This is a genomic window from Nocardioides pyridinolyticus (assembly GCF_054653575.1).
In genome coordinates this window covers 260,051-276,101 of record NZ_BAAIFY010000001.1, presented here as the reverse complement: position 1 = coordinate 276,101, position 16,051 = coordinate 260,051, and the positions used below count along the sequence as shown (strand labels likewise).

Here is a 16,051-nt window from a genome sequence, read left to right as displayed (position 1 = left end):
GGTGGGCCCATGGGCGGCCCACGTAGGGTCACAGCATGCGAGCCCTCGTCCCGGCCCTCGTGCTGAGCGCCGCCCTGCTCACGGCGTGCTCCGACGCCGGGCCCGACGCCGGCCCCGGCGACACCGTCACCGCGACGCCGCAGACCGCGGAGACGAGCCCGACGGCCGAGTCGTCCCGCCCCCAGGGGACCGACACCCCGACGCAGGACGACACCCCGCCCGAGCTCGTCGACACGATCGCGACCGGGCTGGCCGCGCCGTGGGGCGTCGCGTTCCTCCCGAACGGCGACGCGGTCGTCACCGAGCGCGACACCCGCCGGGTGCTGCTCCTCGAGGCGCCCGGGTACGACGTGCGCGAGATCGGCACCATCGACGCCGCCGTCCCGCTGGGCGACCAGGGGGGCGAGGCGGGCCTGCTGGGCGTCGCCGCCTCCCCCGACTTCGCGCGGGACCGGACCCTGTTCTTCTACCTCAGCACCGCGAGCGACAACCGGATCGGGAAGGCCACGCTCGAGGGCGGCCGGCTCGGCCCGCTCCAGGTGATCCTCGACGGCATCCCCCACGGCATCATCCACGACGGCGGCCGGCTGGCCTTCGGCCCGGACGGCTACCTCTACGCCTCCACCGGCGAGACCGGCCACCCGGACCTGGCCCAGGACAAGGGGACGACGGCCGGCAAGATCCTCCGGATCACCACCGACGGCGACCCCGCGCCCGGCAACCCGTTCGACTCCCCCGTGTGGAGCTACGGCCACCGCAACGTCCAGGGCCTGGCCTTCGACGACGAGGACCGGCTGTGGGCCTCGGAGTTCGGCTTCAACACCTACGACGAGCTCAACCTGATCCAGAAGGGCCGGAACTACGGCTGGCCGATGGTCGAGGGCCGCGGCGAGGGCTCCGTCGAGGGGCAGGGCCTCACCAACCCGCAGGTCGTGTGGTCGACCGACGTGGCGTCGCCGTCCGGCCTCGCGTTCCTCGACGGCCACCTGTGGCTGGCCTCGCTCAAGGGCGAGCGGCTCTGGCGGGTCGACGTGCACGGCGACCACGCCAGCCACCCGGTCGACTTCTTCGTCGGCGAGTACGGCCGGATGCGCACCGTCGTCGTCACCCCCGACGGCGACCTGTGGGTGACGACGAGCAACCGCGACGGCCGCGGCAGCCCCCGCGAGGGCGACGACCGCATCCTGCTCATCCGGCCCTGACGACGACCCCCGTCACGGTGGCCCGCCGCGAGGCGCGGCGCAGCGTGGTCAGCACGGCCGGGCCGAGCAGCACGATCGCGACCGCGTTGGTGATCGCTCGCATCGTGTCCCAGCCGGTCGACGTCAGCAGGGTGTAGAGCAGGAACGTCCGCAGGTTCTCCCACACCGGCGCCCCGGCGACGTACGCGAGCGAGCCCTCGTGGCCGGGCACCACGATGCCGGCGAGGAAGGGCCACCCGGAGAGGTTCATGAACAGGCCGTAGAGGTAGGCCGACAGCACGCCGTACGCCGCCAGCGCGATGATCTCGGACCGGCCGGTCAGCCGCCGCGGCAGCAGGCCGGCGCCCATGCCGACCCAGGCGGCGCAGAGCATCTGGTAGGGCAGCCAGGGGCCGACGCCGGCGGTCAGCAGGGCCGAGGTGAACAGCGACGTGCAGCCGAGCACGAAGCCGAAGCCCGGGCCGAAGACCCGCCCGGCCAGCACCAGCACGAAGAACATCAGCTCGACGCCGCCGCTGCCCGGGGAGACGCCGCGCAGGATCGCGTTGACCGCGCTGAGCACGCCGAGGATCGCGAGCACGCGCGGGTCGAGGCCGTTCTCGTTGAGCTCGGCGAGCACCACCACGAGCACGACCGGCAGCAGGCCGAGGAAGACGAACGGCGGGTCGACGCGGGCCGTCTCGTGCACCTGGAGCAGCAGCGGCCAGCAGAGCATCACGAGACCGGCGAGCGACGCGACCGCCAGCACGGCCAGTGACCGCGGCGAGACCCGGACGGCCGGCGTCACGAGGCGTCCAGCCGGCCCAGCTGACCCGCGACCTCGTCGACGCGCAGCCACGGCGGGCCGAGGACCTTCGTGACCTGCGGGGCGAACGACGGCGACTCGGCGACGACCCGGCGCACCGGCCCCGACGAGACGACGTCGCCGTCGGCGAGCACCACCACGTCGTCGGCGGCCTGGGCGACGAACTCCACGTCGTGCGTGGCCACCAGCACCGCGTGCCCGTCCGCGGCGAGGCCGCGCAGGATGCCGGCGAGCACGTGCTTGGCGGCGTAGTCCAGGCCCCGGGTCGGCTCGTCGAGCAGCAGCACCCGCGGCCGGGTGGCGAGCACCAGCGCCAGCGTGAGCGCGAGCCGCTGGCCCTCGCTCAGGTCGCGCGGGTGGTGGCCGTCGGGGATGCCGGCGACGAGCCGGTCGAGCAGCGCCCGCGCGCGCCCGGTGCCGCCGTCGGCGGCGTCCAGCTCCTCACGGACGGTCTCGAGGTAGAGCAGGTCGGCGGCGTTCTGCGGCACCAGCCCGATCAGCGCCCGCCGCTGGGCGGCCGAGAGCTCGCCCGGGTCCCGGCCCGCGACGTCCACCCGGCCGGCGGTCCGGCGGCCGCTCCCCTGGAGCGCCCAGATCAGCGACGACTTGCCGGCACCGTTGCGGCCCATCAGCGCGGTCACACGGCCCCGGCCGACGGCGAGGTCGACCTCGCGCAGCGCGACCGTGCGGCCGTGCACCACCGACAGCCCGCGCACCTCCACGGCGGGCGCCACCGTCCCGTCCTCGTACGCCGGCGGCGTGAGCCGGTCGGCCAGCCCCCGCGCGCGGCGGCGGGCGTCCCGCACGCTGAGCGGCAGCGGGTCCCACCCGACGGCCCGGCCGAGCTCGACGATCGGCGGGGCGACCGGCGAGCCGACGAGCAGCTCGCCGGGCTCGCCGACGTGGACGCGGCCGTCGCCGGCCAGCAGGCACATCCGGTCCGCGAACGGCACCACGCGCTCGAGCCGGTGCTCGGCGAGCAGCACCGAGACGCCGAGGTCGTGCACGAGCCGGGTGAGCGTGGCCAGCACCTCCTCGGCCGCGGTCGGGTCGAGCGCCGAGGTCGGCTCGTCGAGCACGAGCAGCCGCGGGTGCATGGTGAGCACCGACCCGATCGCCACCCGCTGCTGCTGTCCTCCGGACAGCGTGCGCAGGTCGCGGTTGCGGAGCTCGGCGATGCCGAGCAGGTCGAGGGTCTCCTCGACCCGCCGGCGCATGGTCTCGGCGGGGAGGCCCAGCTGCTCCATGCCGTAGGCGAGCTCCTCCTCGACGGTGTCGGTGACGAAGCCGGCGGCGGGGTTCTGGCCGACGTACCCGATCGCGTGCGCGCGCTCCCGGGGCGGCCGGTGCACGATGCTCGCGCCGTCGAGCAGCACGTCGCCCGCGAGCGTGCCGCCACTGAACCGCGGCACCAGTCCGGTGACCACGCCGAGCAGGGTCGACTTGCCGACGCCGGTCGGGCCGGAGACGAGCACGAGCTCACCCTCCTCGACGGTGAGGTCCACGCGGTCGAGGACGGGTGCGTCGTCGTAGCGGAACGTGATGCCGCGCAGCTCGAGCATCAGGCCACCGCCAGCCGGGGCTCGGGGGTGACGAGCGGGCCGGCGAGGGCCACCGCGGCCATCAGCAGCACGGTCGCGCTGATCGTCGGGACGCCGTCGAGCGCCGGGTAGGCGACCGCGGGCTCGTGCCGGCTGGTCCACCAGCCGAGCGCGCCGACGACCAGGCCGGAGGCGACGACCGCGAGCTCGGGCCACTCCCAGGCGTCGGGGCGGTAGCGGCTGCGCTCGACGCGGCGTCCGGCGCTGAGCAGGCCGGCGACCGCCGCGGCGAGGCCGAGCGCGAGCATCGGGAGCGCGAGGAGGCGAGGAGCGGTGGTGTCGAGGACGGCGTACGTCCCGACCAGGATGCCGCCGAGGCCGACGAGCATCAGCACGCCGGTCGTTCGGCGCTGCGCGACCGACGCGGCGGACGCGCGGCCGTAGCCGCGGGTGTCCATGCCGGCGGCCAGCGCGAGCGAGCGCTCCAGCGCGTCCTCGAGCACCGGCACCAGGAAGCGGCGCAGCCGCCGGACCCGGTGGGTGTCCCCCGCGCGCAGGCTCTGGGCGGCCCGCACCCGGCGCGCGCTGTCGGCGAACTGCGGCAGCACGGTCACCGCGACGACGAGCGCCGTGCCCACCTCGTAGAGCGCCGGGGGGATCGAGCGGAGCAGCCGCTTCGGGTTGGCGACCGAGTTGGCGGCGCCGACGCAGATCACGATCGTGGCCAGTCGGAGCCCGTCGTAGAGCGCGAACAGCAGGGCCTCGGCGTACAGCGGCCCGAGCAGGCTGACGCCGGCGAACCACGAGGGCAGCGGGACGCTCGGCAGGTCGAGCAGCACCCGGCCGCCGGACCAGCCGCCGAAGACGATCCAGAACCCGAGCCGCATCGCCACGATGAACGCGCCGAGCCAGAGGTAGAGCCGGAACGACCGGCCCCACGGCTGGTCGGAGCGGCGCAGCGACACGACGGTCGCCGCGACGCCCACGAGCATCAGCAGCACGAACGGGTTGGTCGTGAACGTCGCCGCGGCGCACAGGCCGAGCGCCCACACCCACCACGCGGCGGGGTGCAGGTCGCGCGGCAGCCGGGCCATGCTCAGGACGCTCCGCCGCGACGGCGGCGGGCCGCGGCGACGCCGCCGGCGGCACCGAAGAGCAGGACGACCACGACCGGCGCCACCCACGCGGGCAGCCCCGCGCCGCCGGCGTCCGGCGGGTCCGCCGAGGCGGGTACGACGGTGTCCTCGGTCTCGGTCGCGTCGGAGGCGGCCTCCGACGACGTGGCCCTGACGCTCGCCGTGGCGGTCCGAGGCTTCCGCGGCTTCTTCCTCGCGTCCTCGCTCGGCTGGTCGGACGGGCTCGCCGACCTGCTCGCCGACCCGCTCGCGGTCCCGCTCGGCGCCGCCGAGGACTGCTGCGGGGTCGACGGGGTCGACGGCTGCTTGGTGGGCTGCGCGGAGGACGGCTGCTGGGTCGGCGTCGGGTCGGGGCGCGGGGTCGGGCTGGTGCCCGGCGGGACGCTGCCGCTCCGGCCGTTCCACGAGAACGCGACGTAGCCGCCGTCGGGCACCTCGAGCCCGCCCGCCGAGGTGGAGGAGTAGCTCCAGCGACCCGACCTCCCGTCGGACCACCACAGGCCCCAGTAGGCGTCGGCCGGGGGCGTGCTCATGCACGGGTTGTCGGCGGGCTTGCCCGAGACCCGGCAGACGAAGCCGGGCTGGCTCCGCACGTAGGTCAGCGGGAAGCCGGCCTGCGGGAAGAGCCGGCTGGCCGCCTCGCCCCCGCCGTCGGGGACGCACACGGACCGCACGCCGCCCTCCAGCTCGTGGAAGTCGACGACGACCGTGACCCCGTCCGCGGTCGGACAGGCGGCCGCCGCCGCGGGTGCGGCGGGGAGCGCGACGTACGCCGTCGCGGCCAGGGCGGCCGCGACGGCGAGACGCGAGATCAGGCGGAGCACGTCAGCGGGAGCACGTCAGCGGGAGCACGTCAGCGGGTGACGGTGAACCGCACGGAGCCCTTGCGGTTCTTGAACTGGCCCTGGGCCTTGGCGGTCACCTCGCCCGGACGCCCCGCGACCTTGACCGGGGCCCGGAGGACACCCCGGCGGTTGGCCTGGCCGACGAACGACATGCCGGACGCACCGCCCGGTCCGGCCACCCACGAGATGTCGACCGAGGCGAGCTCGCCCGGGGCGAGGCCGCGGACGACGACCGTCTGCCGGCCACCGGCCGGGATGCGCTTCTTGGCGGCGGTGACGTCGAGCTTCTTCCTGCCCAGCGCCGCGACCCGCACGGTGTCGAGCGGTCCGGCCTGGTTGCCCACGCGGTAGGTGTGCCTCGAGATCGCGCCGCCGGCGGGGACCTTGACGGTGACGCCGCCCTCACCCAGCGGGTTGGCCCAGCCCGTGCCGCTCGGGCCCCCGGGGATCCGCGCGCAGATCGCCTCGCCCGGCGCCGCGCCGGTGAAGCCGATGCGGACCCGGCCGCCCGCCCGGACGTAGTCCGGGCCGGCCAACACGTCGATGTCGCCGCCGCCGGTCTGCGCGAGGGGCAGCACCCCGAGGGCCTGCACGGTCGCGCGGCGGACCTGGTCCCGGACCGTCGCCGAGATCGGCTTCCTCGCCAGCGCCGCGCGGCCCCGGTCGTCGTAGGCGACGGCACCGGTGTCGGCGCTCGCGAACGTCCTGCAGCCGGCGACGTTCACCAGCTGGTGGGCGCGGAGCCAGCCGGCGGCCTTCCCGGCCGCCGCGGTCTCGCCGAGCGCGGCGAGCGCGGTGCCGACGAGGCCGGTGCTGTTCGCGTTGGGTACGGCGGTGGTGGGGCCGCCGATGAACGCGCCGCTGGCGCGCTGCTGGTCGAGCAGCCAGGCGCGGGCGGACTCCAGGGCTGCGGCGACGTCGGTGTCGTCGGTCTGCGAGAGCAGCGAGAGCACCGCGATCGCGGTGGCGTCGGGGTCGGCCTGCGACGCATCGTCGCGGTCGCAGGTCTGGTCGGCCTCGTCGCGGTCGGCGAAGTAGAGGCGGAACCAGCCCTCCTCGCACTGCTGCGCGAGCAGGAAGTCGGTCACCGGGCCGGTGAGCTCGCTGCCGGCGACGTCGAACACCTCGGCGGCGTACGCCTGGCCGAAGGTGTTGGTGTCGCCGAAGTCGTTGTTGACGTCCTGCACGCGGCCCGCGGTCGGGCCCGTCGTCGAGACGGTGTCCGCGAGCTCCGCGACCAGGTCGTGCCCGCCGAAGTCGGTGGGGTCACCGCCCGTGCGCTGGACGAGCGCCGCGGCCTTGGCCAGCGAGCCGGCGTACGTCGTCGTCACGCCCCCGAACGTCGAGGTGTACCACTGGTCGCGGGCCAGCGGCTCGATCGCCGCCATGATCTGGGCGACGGCGTCGTCGTGGCCGCCGAGCCGCTCGAGCGCGAAGGCGACGTCGCCGCTGAGGGCGACGTCGTCGAAGCCGTGCTGGTCGTTGTGGACGAGGCCGTCGGTCAGCTGGGTCTCCAGCCAGTCGGCGGCGCGCTCCGCGGGTGCCGGGTCGGCGACGGCGGACGCCGGGGCGGACGTGGCGACGAGCGCCGACAGGGCCAGCGCGGGGGCAGCGAGCAGCGCCGCCGCCCCTCGGACGATGGGACGCATGGTGTTCCTTCCCGCGGCTGCAGATCCGTCGACAGCGCGTCATTCGGGACGCGACGCAGCAGGTGCTCCGGCTCGCCCGCCCATCACGGGGCGGGCACACGGTTGCGGGTCAGCGCCGGACTCGGACCGGCTTCCCCCGCTGCGGGCGTGGGTGGGTGATGGCCGCAGCATAACCCGCTGCCCCCTCGGCCGAGTCGGGCTACTGCAGCTTCTCCAGGATCAGCTCGCGCACGCGCCCGGCGTCGGCCTGTCCCTGCATCTCCTTCATCACCGCGCCGATCAGCGCGCCGGCGGCCGCGACCTTGCCGTCGCGGATCTTGTCGGCGATGTCGGGGTTCGCGGCGATCGCGTTGTCCACGGCGGTCGAGAGCGCACCCTCGTCGGAGACGATCGCCAGCCCGCGGGCGGCGACGATCTCGTCCGGGGTGCCCTCGCCGGCGAACAGGCCCTCGAACACCTGGCGGGCCAGCTTGTCGTTGAGCGTGCCCTCGTCGACGAGCACCTGGACCCGTGCGATCTCGGCCGGACCGACGGGCAGCGCGGTGATCTCGACGCCCTGCTCGTTGGCGCGGCGGGCGAGCTCGCCGAGCCACCACTTCCGGGCCGCCTGCGGGGCGGTGCCGAGCGCGATGGTCTCCTCGATCGAGTTGAGCGCGCCGGCGCCGACGGTGTCGCGCATCTCCAGGTCGGAGAAGCCCCACGCGGCCTGGAGCCGCGCCCGGCGCACGGTCGGGTTCTCCGGCAGCGTTCCGCGCAGCTCGTCGACCCACTCCCGGCTCGGGGCCACAGGCACCAGGTCGGGCTCGGGGAAGTAGCGGTAGTCCTCGGCGTCGGACTTCTCGCGGCCGCTCGTGGTGATGCCGGTGTCCTCGTGCCAGTGCCGGGTCTCCTGGAGGATCTTCTCCCCCGCGCCGAGGACGGCGGCGTGCCGCGACATCTCGTAGCGGACCGCGCGCTCGACCGACCGCAGCGAGTTGACGTTCTTGGTCTCCGTCCGGGTGCCCAGCACCCCGGAGCCCTTCGGCGACAGCGACAGGTTGACGTCGGCGCGGATCGAGCCCTGGTCCATGCGGGCGTCGGAGACGCCGAGGGCGACGATCAGGTCACGCAGCTGGGCGACGTAGGCCCGCGCGACCTCGGGCGCCTTCGCGCCCGCCCCGAGGATCGGCTTGGTGACGATCTCGATGAGCGGGATGCCGGCGCGGTTGTAGTCGACCAGCGAGTGATCGGCGCCGTGGATGCGGCCGGTGGCGCCACCGACGTGCAGCGACTTGCCGGTGTCCTCCTCCATGTGCGCGCGCTCGATCTCGACGCGGAAGGTCTCACCGTCCACGTCGACGTCCATGTAGCCGTCGAAGCAGATCGGCTCGTCGTACTGGGACGTCTGGAAGTTCTTCGGCATGTCCGGGTAGAAGTAGTTCTTCCGCGCGAACCGGCACCACTCCGCGATGTCGCAGTTGAGCGCCAGCCCGATCCGGATCGCCGCCTCGACGGCCTTGCCGTTGACGACCGGCATCGCGCCGGGCAGACCCAGGCAGGTCGGGCAGACCTGGGAGTTCGGCTCGGCGCCGAACTCGGTCGGGCAGCCGCAGAACATCTTGGAGTGGGTGTTCAGCTCGACGTGGACCTCGAGGCCCATCGCCGGGTCGTACGACGCCAGGACGTCGTCGAAGGCAACCAGGGTGTCGGTCATGACAGGTTCTCCTCGGGGGGAACGAGCGGGCCGCCCCACTGCGCGAGCAGCGCGGCCTCGAGGGCCGCGCCGACCCGGTAGAGCCGGTCGTCGGCGAGCGCGGGCGCCAGGATCTGGAAGCCGGCCGGCAGGCCGTCCTCGTCGGCCAGGCCGCTGGGCACCGAGATGCCGGGGACGCCGGCCAGGTTGGCGGGGATGGTGGCGAGGTCGTTGAGGTACATCGCGATCGGGTCGTCGAGCTTCTCGCCCAGCTTGAACGCCGTGGTCGGGGCGGTCGGCGAGACCAGCACGTCGGCCTGCTCGAACGCGGCCTCGAAGTCGCGCGAGATCAGCGTGCGCACCTTCTGGGCCTGGCCGTAGTAGGCGTCGTAGTAGCCGCTCGACAGCGCGTAGGTGCCGAGGATGATGCGGCGCTTGACCTCGTCGCCGAAGCCGGCGTCGCGGGTCGCGCGCATGACCTCCTCCGCACTGGCGCCCTCGTGGGGCCACACCCGCAGGCCGTAGCGCATCGCGTCGAACTTCGCGAGGTTGCTCGACGCCTCCGCCGGGAGGATCAGGTAGTACGTCGCCAGCGCGTGCACGAACGTCGGGCAGGACACCTCGACGACCTCGGCACCCGCCTTGACCAGCAGGTCGACCGACTCCTGGAAGCGGGTCATCACGCCCGGCTGCCAGCCGTCGCCGGACAGCTCGGTGATCACGCCGACCCGGAGGCCGGACAGGTCCCCGGAGGCACCCTGCTTCGCGGCCTCGACCAGCGCCGGGAGCGGCTGGTCGATGCTGGTGGAGTCCAACGGGTCGTGGCCGCCGATGAGCTCGTGCAGCAGCGCCGAGTCCAGCACGGTCCGGGTCACCGGACCGGCCTGGTCGAGGGAGTTGGCGAGCGCGACCAGGCCGTAGCGCGAGACGCCGCCGTAGGTCGGCTTCACGCCGACGGTGCCGGTCACGGCGCCGGGCTGGCGGATCGAGCCGCCGGTGTCGGTGCCGATCGCCAGCGGCGCCTCGAAGGCGGCCACCGCGGCGGCCGAGCCGCCGCCCGAGCCGCCCGGGATCCGGTCGAGGTCCCACGGGTTGTGCGTGGCGCCGTACGCCGAGTGCTCGGTCGAGCTGCCCATGGCGAACTCGTCCATGTTGGTCTTGCCGAGGATCGGCAGGCCGGCCTCGCGGAGCTTGCGCACCACGGTGGCGTCGTACGGCGGGATCCAGCCCTCGAGGATCTTCGAGCCGCACGTGGTCGGCAGGCCCTCGGTGGTGAGCACGTCCTTCACCGCGATCGGGACGCCGTCGAGGCCCGACAGCGGGGTGCCGGCCGCACGGCGCGCGTCGGACTCCGCCGCCTGGGCGAGCGCGCCCTCGGCGTCGACGTGGAGGAAGGCGTGCACCGCGGCGTCGACGGCGGCGATGCGGTCCAGGTGGGCCTGCGTCACCTCGACCGAGGTGACCTCACCGGCGGCGAGGGCGTCCGCGATCTCCGCGGCGGTCTTCCGCGTCCAGTCGGTCACTGCTCCTCCCCCAGGATCCGCGGCACGGAGAAGCGCTGCTCCTCGACCTCGGGGGCGCCGGACAGCGCCTGCTCCGGGGTCAGGCCGGGCGTCACGACGTCCTCGCGGAAGACGTTCGTCAGCGGCAGCGCATGGGACGTCGGCGGGATGTCGTCACCGGCGACCCCGCGGATCGAGGCGACCGACTCCAGGATCACCGTCAGCTGCGGCGCCAGGTGGTCGAGCTCCTCGTCGGAGAGGTCGATCCGGGCGAGGTTCGCCAGGTGCGCGACCTCGTCTCGGGTGATTTCAGGCATGGGGTCAATCCTAGGAGAGGGAGAGCCGACCCCACCGATCGGGCCGACGCGGCGCCTACCGCACGGCCCGGGCTACTCGCCGAAGGGCCACGCTTCGAGCTCGCCGGTCTTGTCCGGGACCCCGGCCAGCGGGGTGAGGGCACGGGTCTCGCCGAACCAGTGGAACGCGTCGTACCGCCTTCCGAGGACGGTGGGGACGTAGTTGCCCCATCGTTCCGCGTCGGGGTGGTAGACCACACCGATGGCGCGATGGCTGCGCTCCTCTGCCGCCCACCCCGGCAGCTCCTGCGGGAACACGAAGAGAGCCCCGGGTCTCCACCGAGGGCGCGGTGGAGCATGTCCTCGGTGCTCCCGGACCGGGCCGGTGGAACCGCCATCCGACGGGCGGGGCTGCCCCAGGCGTCAGCCGCGACCACCGTGCCGTGATGGCTCCCGAAACCCACGAGCACGACGTCGGACGGAGTGTGGCGCTCGCGGACCAGCTGCCCGAGATTGACCATTCCGGCGTCACCCATGTCGGTGAACCGGGCATCACCGACGTGGGGTGTTGTGCTCCCACACGACCGCCTTGGCCCGCGTGTCCGGCCGCTGGGCCTCGTAGTGCTCCAGCAACCGGTCCACGGTGTCGGCCATGTGGGTGTCGCGCACGTTCCACAACTCCGGGCCGACGATGCCGAACGTCGGGCACATGATGGCTCTCGAGGAACCCGTCGGGCTCGGCACCCTGCTCGCGCGGCTCCCCGCACGCTGACCCCTCGGTCCCGTGCCACGGCACGCCGCGAGGTCGCATGCTGGTGGGGGTCTTGGGAACCGGAGACCGACGCGGACGGATGCTGAGGAGTCGACGTGCCGATCCAGGACCTGCTGATCGTGGCAGCGAGCGATCCGGCCGGGCTGCTGCCGGCGCGAGAGCAGATGGCGCTGTCCTTGGGATGGCACATCGTGCTGGCCTGCTTCGGGGTGGCGTTCCCGACGATGATCTTCGTCGTGCACCGTCGCGGCATCGTCCGTGACGACCCGGTGGCACTCGGGCTGGCGAAGCGCTGGGGCAAGGTCTCCGCGGTGCTGTTCGCGATCGGCGCCGTGTCCGGGACCGTCCTCAGCTTCGAGATGGGCCTGCTGTGGCCCGGCCTGATGGGCCGGTTCGGCGACGTCCTCGGGCTGCCGTTCGCGTTCGAGGGGCTGTCGTTCTTCGTCGAGGCCATCTTCATCGGCATCTACCTGTACGGCTGGGGACGGATGCCGCCGCGCCGGCACCTGCTGATGCTGGTCCCGATGGCGCTGGCCGGTGTCGTGGGCACGTACTGCGTCATCGCCGTCAACGCCTGGATGAACATGCCGACCGGCTTCCGGGTGGTGGACGGCGAGGTCGTCGACGTCGACCCGTGGGCGGTGCTGTTCAACAGCGGCGCCTTCCTCCAGTTCGCGCACATGTGGGTCGGAGCCTTCATGCTGGTCGGGTTCGTCGTCGCCGCGGTGTACGCGACGGGAATGCTGCGCGGTCGTCGCGACGCCCACCACCGACTCGGGTTCAGCGTCCCGTTCGCGTTCGCCAGCGTCGCCGCACTGCTGCAACCGGTCATCGGGCACGTTCTCGGCATCCGGCTCGGCGAGACCCAACCGGCCAAGCTGGCGGCCTTCGAGCTCGCCACCACCACCGAGAACCCCGCGCCGTTGCGGATGGGCGGGCTTCTGATCGACGGTGAGCCACGCTGGTTCCTCGAGATCCCGAAGTGGGGCTCGTTCATCGCGCGCGGCTCCTTCGACAAGCCCGTGCAGGGTCTCGACACGTTCGCGCCGGCCGACCGGCCGCCGGTGAACATCACCCACGTGGCGTTCCAGACGATGGTCGGCATCGGAACGCTCCTCGCCCTGGCGGTGGTCGTCTTCTGGGTGGCGCGCTGGCGTCGACGCGACCCGCTCGGAAGCCGGTGGGTGCTGCGAGCGGCCGTGGTCGCCGGGCCGCTGGCCGTGATCGCGCTCGAGGCGGGGTGGGTCGCCACCGAGGTCGGACGGCAGCCGTGGACCGTGTACGGCCACATGCGCACCAGCGAGGCCGCTGGGAGCAACAGCGGCTTGTGGCTGCTCCTGGCGGCCACCGTGGTCGTGTACACCGCCATGACCGTCGGCGCCGTGGTCGTGCTGCGGTCCATGGCCCGCCGGTGGCGGGCCGGCGAGGAGGACCTTCCCAGCCCCTACGGACCCGAGCTCGCCGACAGCTCCCCCGAGCGCCGCGGCCGGTGGGCACGGTGACCCTCCCGGTCGTCGTCGCGGCCGCCCTGTTCGTCGGGCTGATCGCCTACGCGCTGTTCGGGGGCGCGGACTTCGGGTCCGGGTTCTTCGACCTCACGGCGGGCGGCGCCCGCAGCGGTGCCGAGCTGCGCACCCAGATCGACCACAGCATCGGCCCGGTGTGGGAGGCCAACCACGTCTGGCTGATCTACGTGCTGGTCATCTGGTGGACCGGGTTCCCCGAGTCGTTCGCCGCAGCGATGACCACCCTCATCCTGCCCCTGCTCCTCGCCCTCCTCGGGATCGTGCTGCGGGGCGCGGCCTTCGCGTTCCGCAAGTACGCCGGAACCCTGCGCCAGGCGCGGCTGTTCGGAGCCGTGTTCGCCGGGTCCTCGCTCATCACGCCGTTCTTCCTCGGCACGGTGGCCGGAGCGATCGCGTCCGGGCGGGTCCCCCTCGAGGGGAGAGGCGAGCTCTGGGGCTCGTGGCTGAATCCGAGCTCGGTGGTCGGTGGCCTCGTCGCCGTCGGCACCTGCGCCTTCCTGGCCGGGGTGTTCCTGGTCGCGGACGCCGACCGGGCCCGCCACGCGGAGCTCGCCGCGGCGCTGCGGCGCCGCACCATCGGCGTCGGCCTCGTCACCGGGCTGGTGGTGGTCGCCGGTCTCGTCCCGCTCGACAGGGACGCGCCGACCCTCTGGGACGGTCTCACCGGGCGTGCCCTCCCTCTCGTCGGGCTGTCGTTCGTCGCGGGCAGCGCCACGCTCCTGCTGCTGTGGTCCCGGCGCTACCGCCCCGCCCGGGTCACCGCGGTGGTCGCCGTCGCGGCGGTGATCAGCGGGTGGGGGCTCGGCCAGTACCCCTGGCTGCTGGTCGACCAGGTCACCATCACCGAGGCCGCCGGCGCGGAGGCCACCCTGTGGGGCCTGCTCGTCGTCGTCGCCCTGGCCGCCGTCATCGTGCTGCCGGCGCTGGCCTACCTGTTCCGGCTGACGCAGTCAGAACGCTGGACCGCCGAGCACCCCGACCTCAGCCACTGACGGCGGCGGGGCCGCCGTCGAGCAGGGCCTTGAAGCCCGCCTCGTCGAGGATCGGGACGTCGAGCTGCTCGGCCTTGTCGGCCTTCGAGCCGGCGTTGTCGCCGACGACGACGTAGTCGGTCTTCTTCGAGACCGAGCCGGCGGCCTTGCCGCCGCGGGACAGGATCGCCTCCTTGGCGGAGTCGCGGCTGAAGTCGACCAGCGAGCCGGTGACGACCACGGTGAGGCCCTCGAGGGTGCGGGCGACCGACTCGTCGCGCTCGTCCTCCATCGAGACGCCGGAGGCCGCCCACTTGTCGACGATCTCGCGGTGCCAGTCCACGGCGAACCACTCGATCACCGCCTCGGCGATCGTCGGGCCGACGCCCTCGGCCGCGGCGAGCTGCTCCTCGGTGGCGGCGCGGATCGCGTGCATCGAGCCGAACTCGGTGGCCAGCGCGCGGGCCGCGGTCGGGCCGACGTGGCGGATCGAGAGCCCGACGAGGACCCGCCAGAGCGGGACCTGCTTGGCCTTCGCCAGGTTGTCGAGCAGCCGCTGCCCGTTCGCGCTGAGCTGCGGCCCCTCCTCGCCCTTCTTCGGCGCGCGCGTGAAGAGCGGGGCCCGCAGGACCTGCTCGGCGGTGAGGTCGAAGACGTCGCCCTCGTTGCCGATCACCTCGGCGTCGAGCAGCGCCACCGCGGCCTCGTACCCGAGCCCCTCGATGTCGAAGGCGCCGCGGCCGGCGACGTGGAACACGCGCTCGCGCACCTGCGCGCGGCAGAACTGGTGGTTGGGGCAGCGCCGATCCTTGTCGCCCGCCTTCTGCTCGACCAGGGGCGTGCCGCACTCGGGGCACTCCTCCGGCCCGACCCACGCCGGCAGGCCCTCGGGCCGCAGCGCCAGCACCGGGCCGAGGATCTCGGGGATCACGTCGCCGGCCTTGCGCAGCACCACGGTGTCGCCGGGACGCACGTCCTTGCGCTCGACCTCGTGGTAGTTGTGCAGCGTCGCGTTCTCGACCGTCGAGCCGGCGACCTTGGTCGGCTCCATGACGCCGTACGGCGTGACGCGGCCGGTGCGCCCGACGTTCACCCGGATCTCGTGGAGCTTGGCGTTGACCTCCTCGGGCGGGTACTTGAACGCGATCGCCCAGCGCGGTGCGCGGCTGGTGGACCCGAGCCGGCGTTGGAGGGTGACGTCGTCGACCTTCACCACGACCCCGTCGATCTCGTAGGGCACGATCGTGTGGCGGTTCTCGCCGGCGTTCTCGACGTACGCCTCGACGTCCTTCAGCGTCGGCACCACCCGGACCTGCTCGGAGACCGGGAGGCCCCAGGCCGCCAGGGCCTCGTAGGCGTGGGACTGCGCCTGCGGCTCGAAGCCCCGCCGGGCACCGATGCCGTGGCAGACCATGCCGAGCGCGCGGCTCGCGGTGACCCGGGGGTCCTTCTGGCGCAGGGACCCGGCGGCGGAGTTCCGCGGGTTGGCGAACGGCGCCTTGCCGGCCTCGAGCAGCGAGTCGTTGAGCCGCAGGAACGCCTCGACCGGCAGGAACACCTCGCCGCGCACCTCGACGAGCGCGGGCACCGGGAACTCCTCGGTGCCCCTCAGCCGGTGGGGTACGGCGTCGATCGTCTTCACGTTCGGGGTCACGTCCTCGCCCGTGGTGCCGTCGCCCCGGGTGAGGGCGCGGACCAGCCGGCCGTCCTCGTAGAGCAGGTTGATGGCCAGGCCGTCGACCTTGAGCTCGCACAGCAGCGCCGGGTCGGTGACGCCGTCGCGCGCGAGCCGCGCGTGCCACGACTCGAGCTCCTCGAAGGAGAACGCGTTGTCGAGGCTCTGCATCCGCTCGAGGTGCTCGACCGCGGTGAACTCCGTGGCGACCGCCCCGCCGACCTTCTGCGTGGGCGAGTCCGGCGTGCGCAGCTCGGGCAGCTCCTCCTCGAGCTCCTCGAGCCGGCGCATCAGCCGGTCGAACTCCGCGTCGTCGAGGGTCGGGCTGTCGAGGACGTAGTAGCGCCAGCGCGCCTCCTCGACCTGCTCGGCGATCAGGCGGTGCTCCTCGCGCGGGTCCGTCACGGCGTCGCTCACGAGGCCCATTGTGCCGGGGACCATCGACGCCGGCGCACGCGC

The 16,051-nt window shown here is 73.7% G+C and carries 14 protein-coding genes and 1 pseudogene; 3 read left to right on the top strand and 12 right to left on the bottom strand.

The genetic code is table 11. The features are described from left to right. Positions 1-35: 35 nt before the first annotated feature. Positions 36-1,202: a PQQ-dependent sugar dehydrogenase gene (locus ACYQ0U_RS01420; protein ID WP_459968599.1), complete on the top strand. Its 1,167-nt coding sequence runs from the start codon at positions 36-38 to the stop codon at positions 1,200-1,202. On the opposite strand, the gene ACYQ0U_RS01415 is transcribed toward ACYQ0U_RS01420, so the two are convergent. The 11 genes and pseudogenes from ACYQ0U_RS01415 to ACYQ0U_RS01365 form a co-directional block, all read right to left on the bottom strand. Further along, positions 1,189-1,989, bottom strand: coding sequence for an ECF transporter S component (locus ACYQ0U_RS01415; RefSeq protein WP_459968597.1), 801 nt, complete (start codon positions 1,987-1,989; stop codon positions 1,189-1,191). The genes ACYQ0U_RS01420 and ACYQ0U_RS01415 overlap by 14 nt on opposite strands. Further along, positions 1,986-3,569 carry an ABC transporter ATP-binding protein gene (locus ACYQ0U_RS01410; protein WP_459968595.1) on the bottom strand — a complete coding sequence of 528 codons (1,584 nt, stop codon included), beginning with the start codon at positions 3,567-3,569 and terminating at the stop codon, positions 1,986-1,988. The genes ACYQ0U_RS01415 and ACYQ0U_RS01410 overlap by 4 nt, the downstream gene beginning before the upstream one ends. After that, positions 3,569-4,642: an energy-coupling factor transporter transmembrane component T gene (locus tag ACYQ0U_RS01405; RefSeq protein ID WP_459968593.1), complete on the bottom strand. Its 1,074-nt coding sequence runs from the start codon at positions 4,640-4,642 to the stop codon at positions 3,569-3,571. Before ACYQ0U_RS01405 ends, ACYQ0U_RS01410 begins: the two co-directional genes overlap by 1 nt. A gap of 2 nt (positions 4,643-4,644) precedes the next feature. Continuing rightward, positions 4,645-5,508, bottom strand: coding sequence for a hypothetical protein (locus tag ACYQ0U_RS01400; RefSeq protein ID WP_459968591.1), 864 nt, complete (start codon positions 5,506-5,508; stop codon positions 4,645-4,647). 29 nt (positions 5,509-5,537) lie between these two features. Beyond that, a complete protein-coding gene (locus ACYQ0U_RS01395; protein WP_459968589.1) occupies positions 5,538-7,178 on the bottom strand; it encodes a prenyltransferase/squalene oxidase repeat-containing protein in 1,641 nt (546 codons plus the stop codon). 199 nt (positions 7,179-7,377) lie between these two features. Next, positions 7,378-8,871, bottom strand: coding sequence for an Asp-tRNA(Asn)/Glu-tRNA(Gln) amidotransferase subunit GatB (gatB, locus tag ACYQ0U_RS01390; protein WP_459968587.1), 1,494 nt, complete (start codon positions 8,869-8,871; stop codon positions 7,378-7,380). Continuing rightward, positions 8,868-10,373, bottom strand: coding sequence for an Asp-tRNA(Asn)/Glu-tRNA(Gln) amidotransferase subunit GatA (gene gatA, locus ACYQ0U_RS01385; protein ID WP_459968585.1), 1,506 nt, complete (start codon positions 10,371-10,373; stop codon positions 8,868-8,870). Before gatA ends, gatB begins: the two co-directional genes overlap by 4 nt. After that, a complete protein-coding gene (gatC, locus tag ACYQ0U_RS01380) occupies positions 10,370-10,669 on the bottom strand; it encodes an Asp-tRNA(Asn)/Glu-tRNA(Gln) amidotransferase subunit GatC (protein WP_459968584.1) in 300 nt (99 codons plus the stop codon). The genes gatA and gatC overlap by 4 nt, the downstream gene beginning before the upstream one ends. A 72-nt stretch (positions 10,670-10,741) precedes the next feature. Then, positions 10,742-10,966 (bottom strand): erythromycin esterase family protein, encoded by a 225-nt coding sequence (locus ACYQ0U_RS01375; protein WP_459968583.1) that lies wholly within the window; start codon positions 10,964-10,966, stop codon positions 10,742-10,744. A gap of 86 nt (positions 10,967-11,052) precedes the next feature. Beyond that, positions 11,053-11,169 (bottom strand): annotated as a pseudogene (locus ACYQ0U_RS01370) (erythromycin esterase family protein); the annotation flags it as partial. 31 nt (positions 11,170-11,200) lie between these two features. Next, on the bottom strand, positions 11,201-11,359 hold the full coding sequence (locus ACYQ0U_RS01365; protein ID WP_459968582.1) for an erythromycin esterase family protein: 159 nt from the start codon (positions 11,357-11,359) through the stop codon (positions 11,201-11,203). A gap of 156 nt (positions 11,360-11,515) precedes the next feature. Here ACYQ0U_RS01365 and ACYQ0U_RS01360 point away from each other — a divergent pair, with 156 nt between their 5' ends. Next, positions 11,516-12,922 carry a cytochrome ubiquinol oxidase subunit I gene (locus tag ACYQ0U_RS01360; protein WP_459968581.1) on the top strand — a complete coding sequence of 469 codons (1,407 nt, stop codon included), beginning with the start codon at positions 11,516-11,518 and terminating at the stop codon, positions 12,920-12,922. Then, a complete protein-coding gene (locus tag ACYQ0U_RS01355; RefSeq protein ID WP_459968580.1) occupies positions 12,919-13,938 on the top strand; it encodes a cytochrome d ubiquinol oxidase subunit II in 1,020 nt (339 codons plus the stop codon). Before ACYQ0U_RS01360 ends, ACYQ0U_RS01355 begins: the two co-directional genes overlap by 4 nt. On the opposite strand, the gene ligA is transcribed toward ACYQ0U_RS01355, so the two are convergent. Continuing rightward, positions 13,928-16,018 carry an NAD-dependent DNA ligase LigA gene (gene ligA, locus ACYQ0U_RS01350; RefSeq protein WP_459968579.1) on the bottom strand — a complete coding sequence of 697 codons (2,091 nt, stop codon included), beginning with the start codon at positions 16,016-16,018 and terminating at the stop codon, positions 13,928-13,930. The genes ACYQ0U_RS01355 and ligA overlap by 11 nt on opposite strands. Positions 16,019-16,051 lie beyond the last annotated feature (33 nt).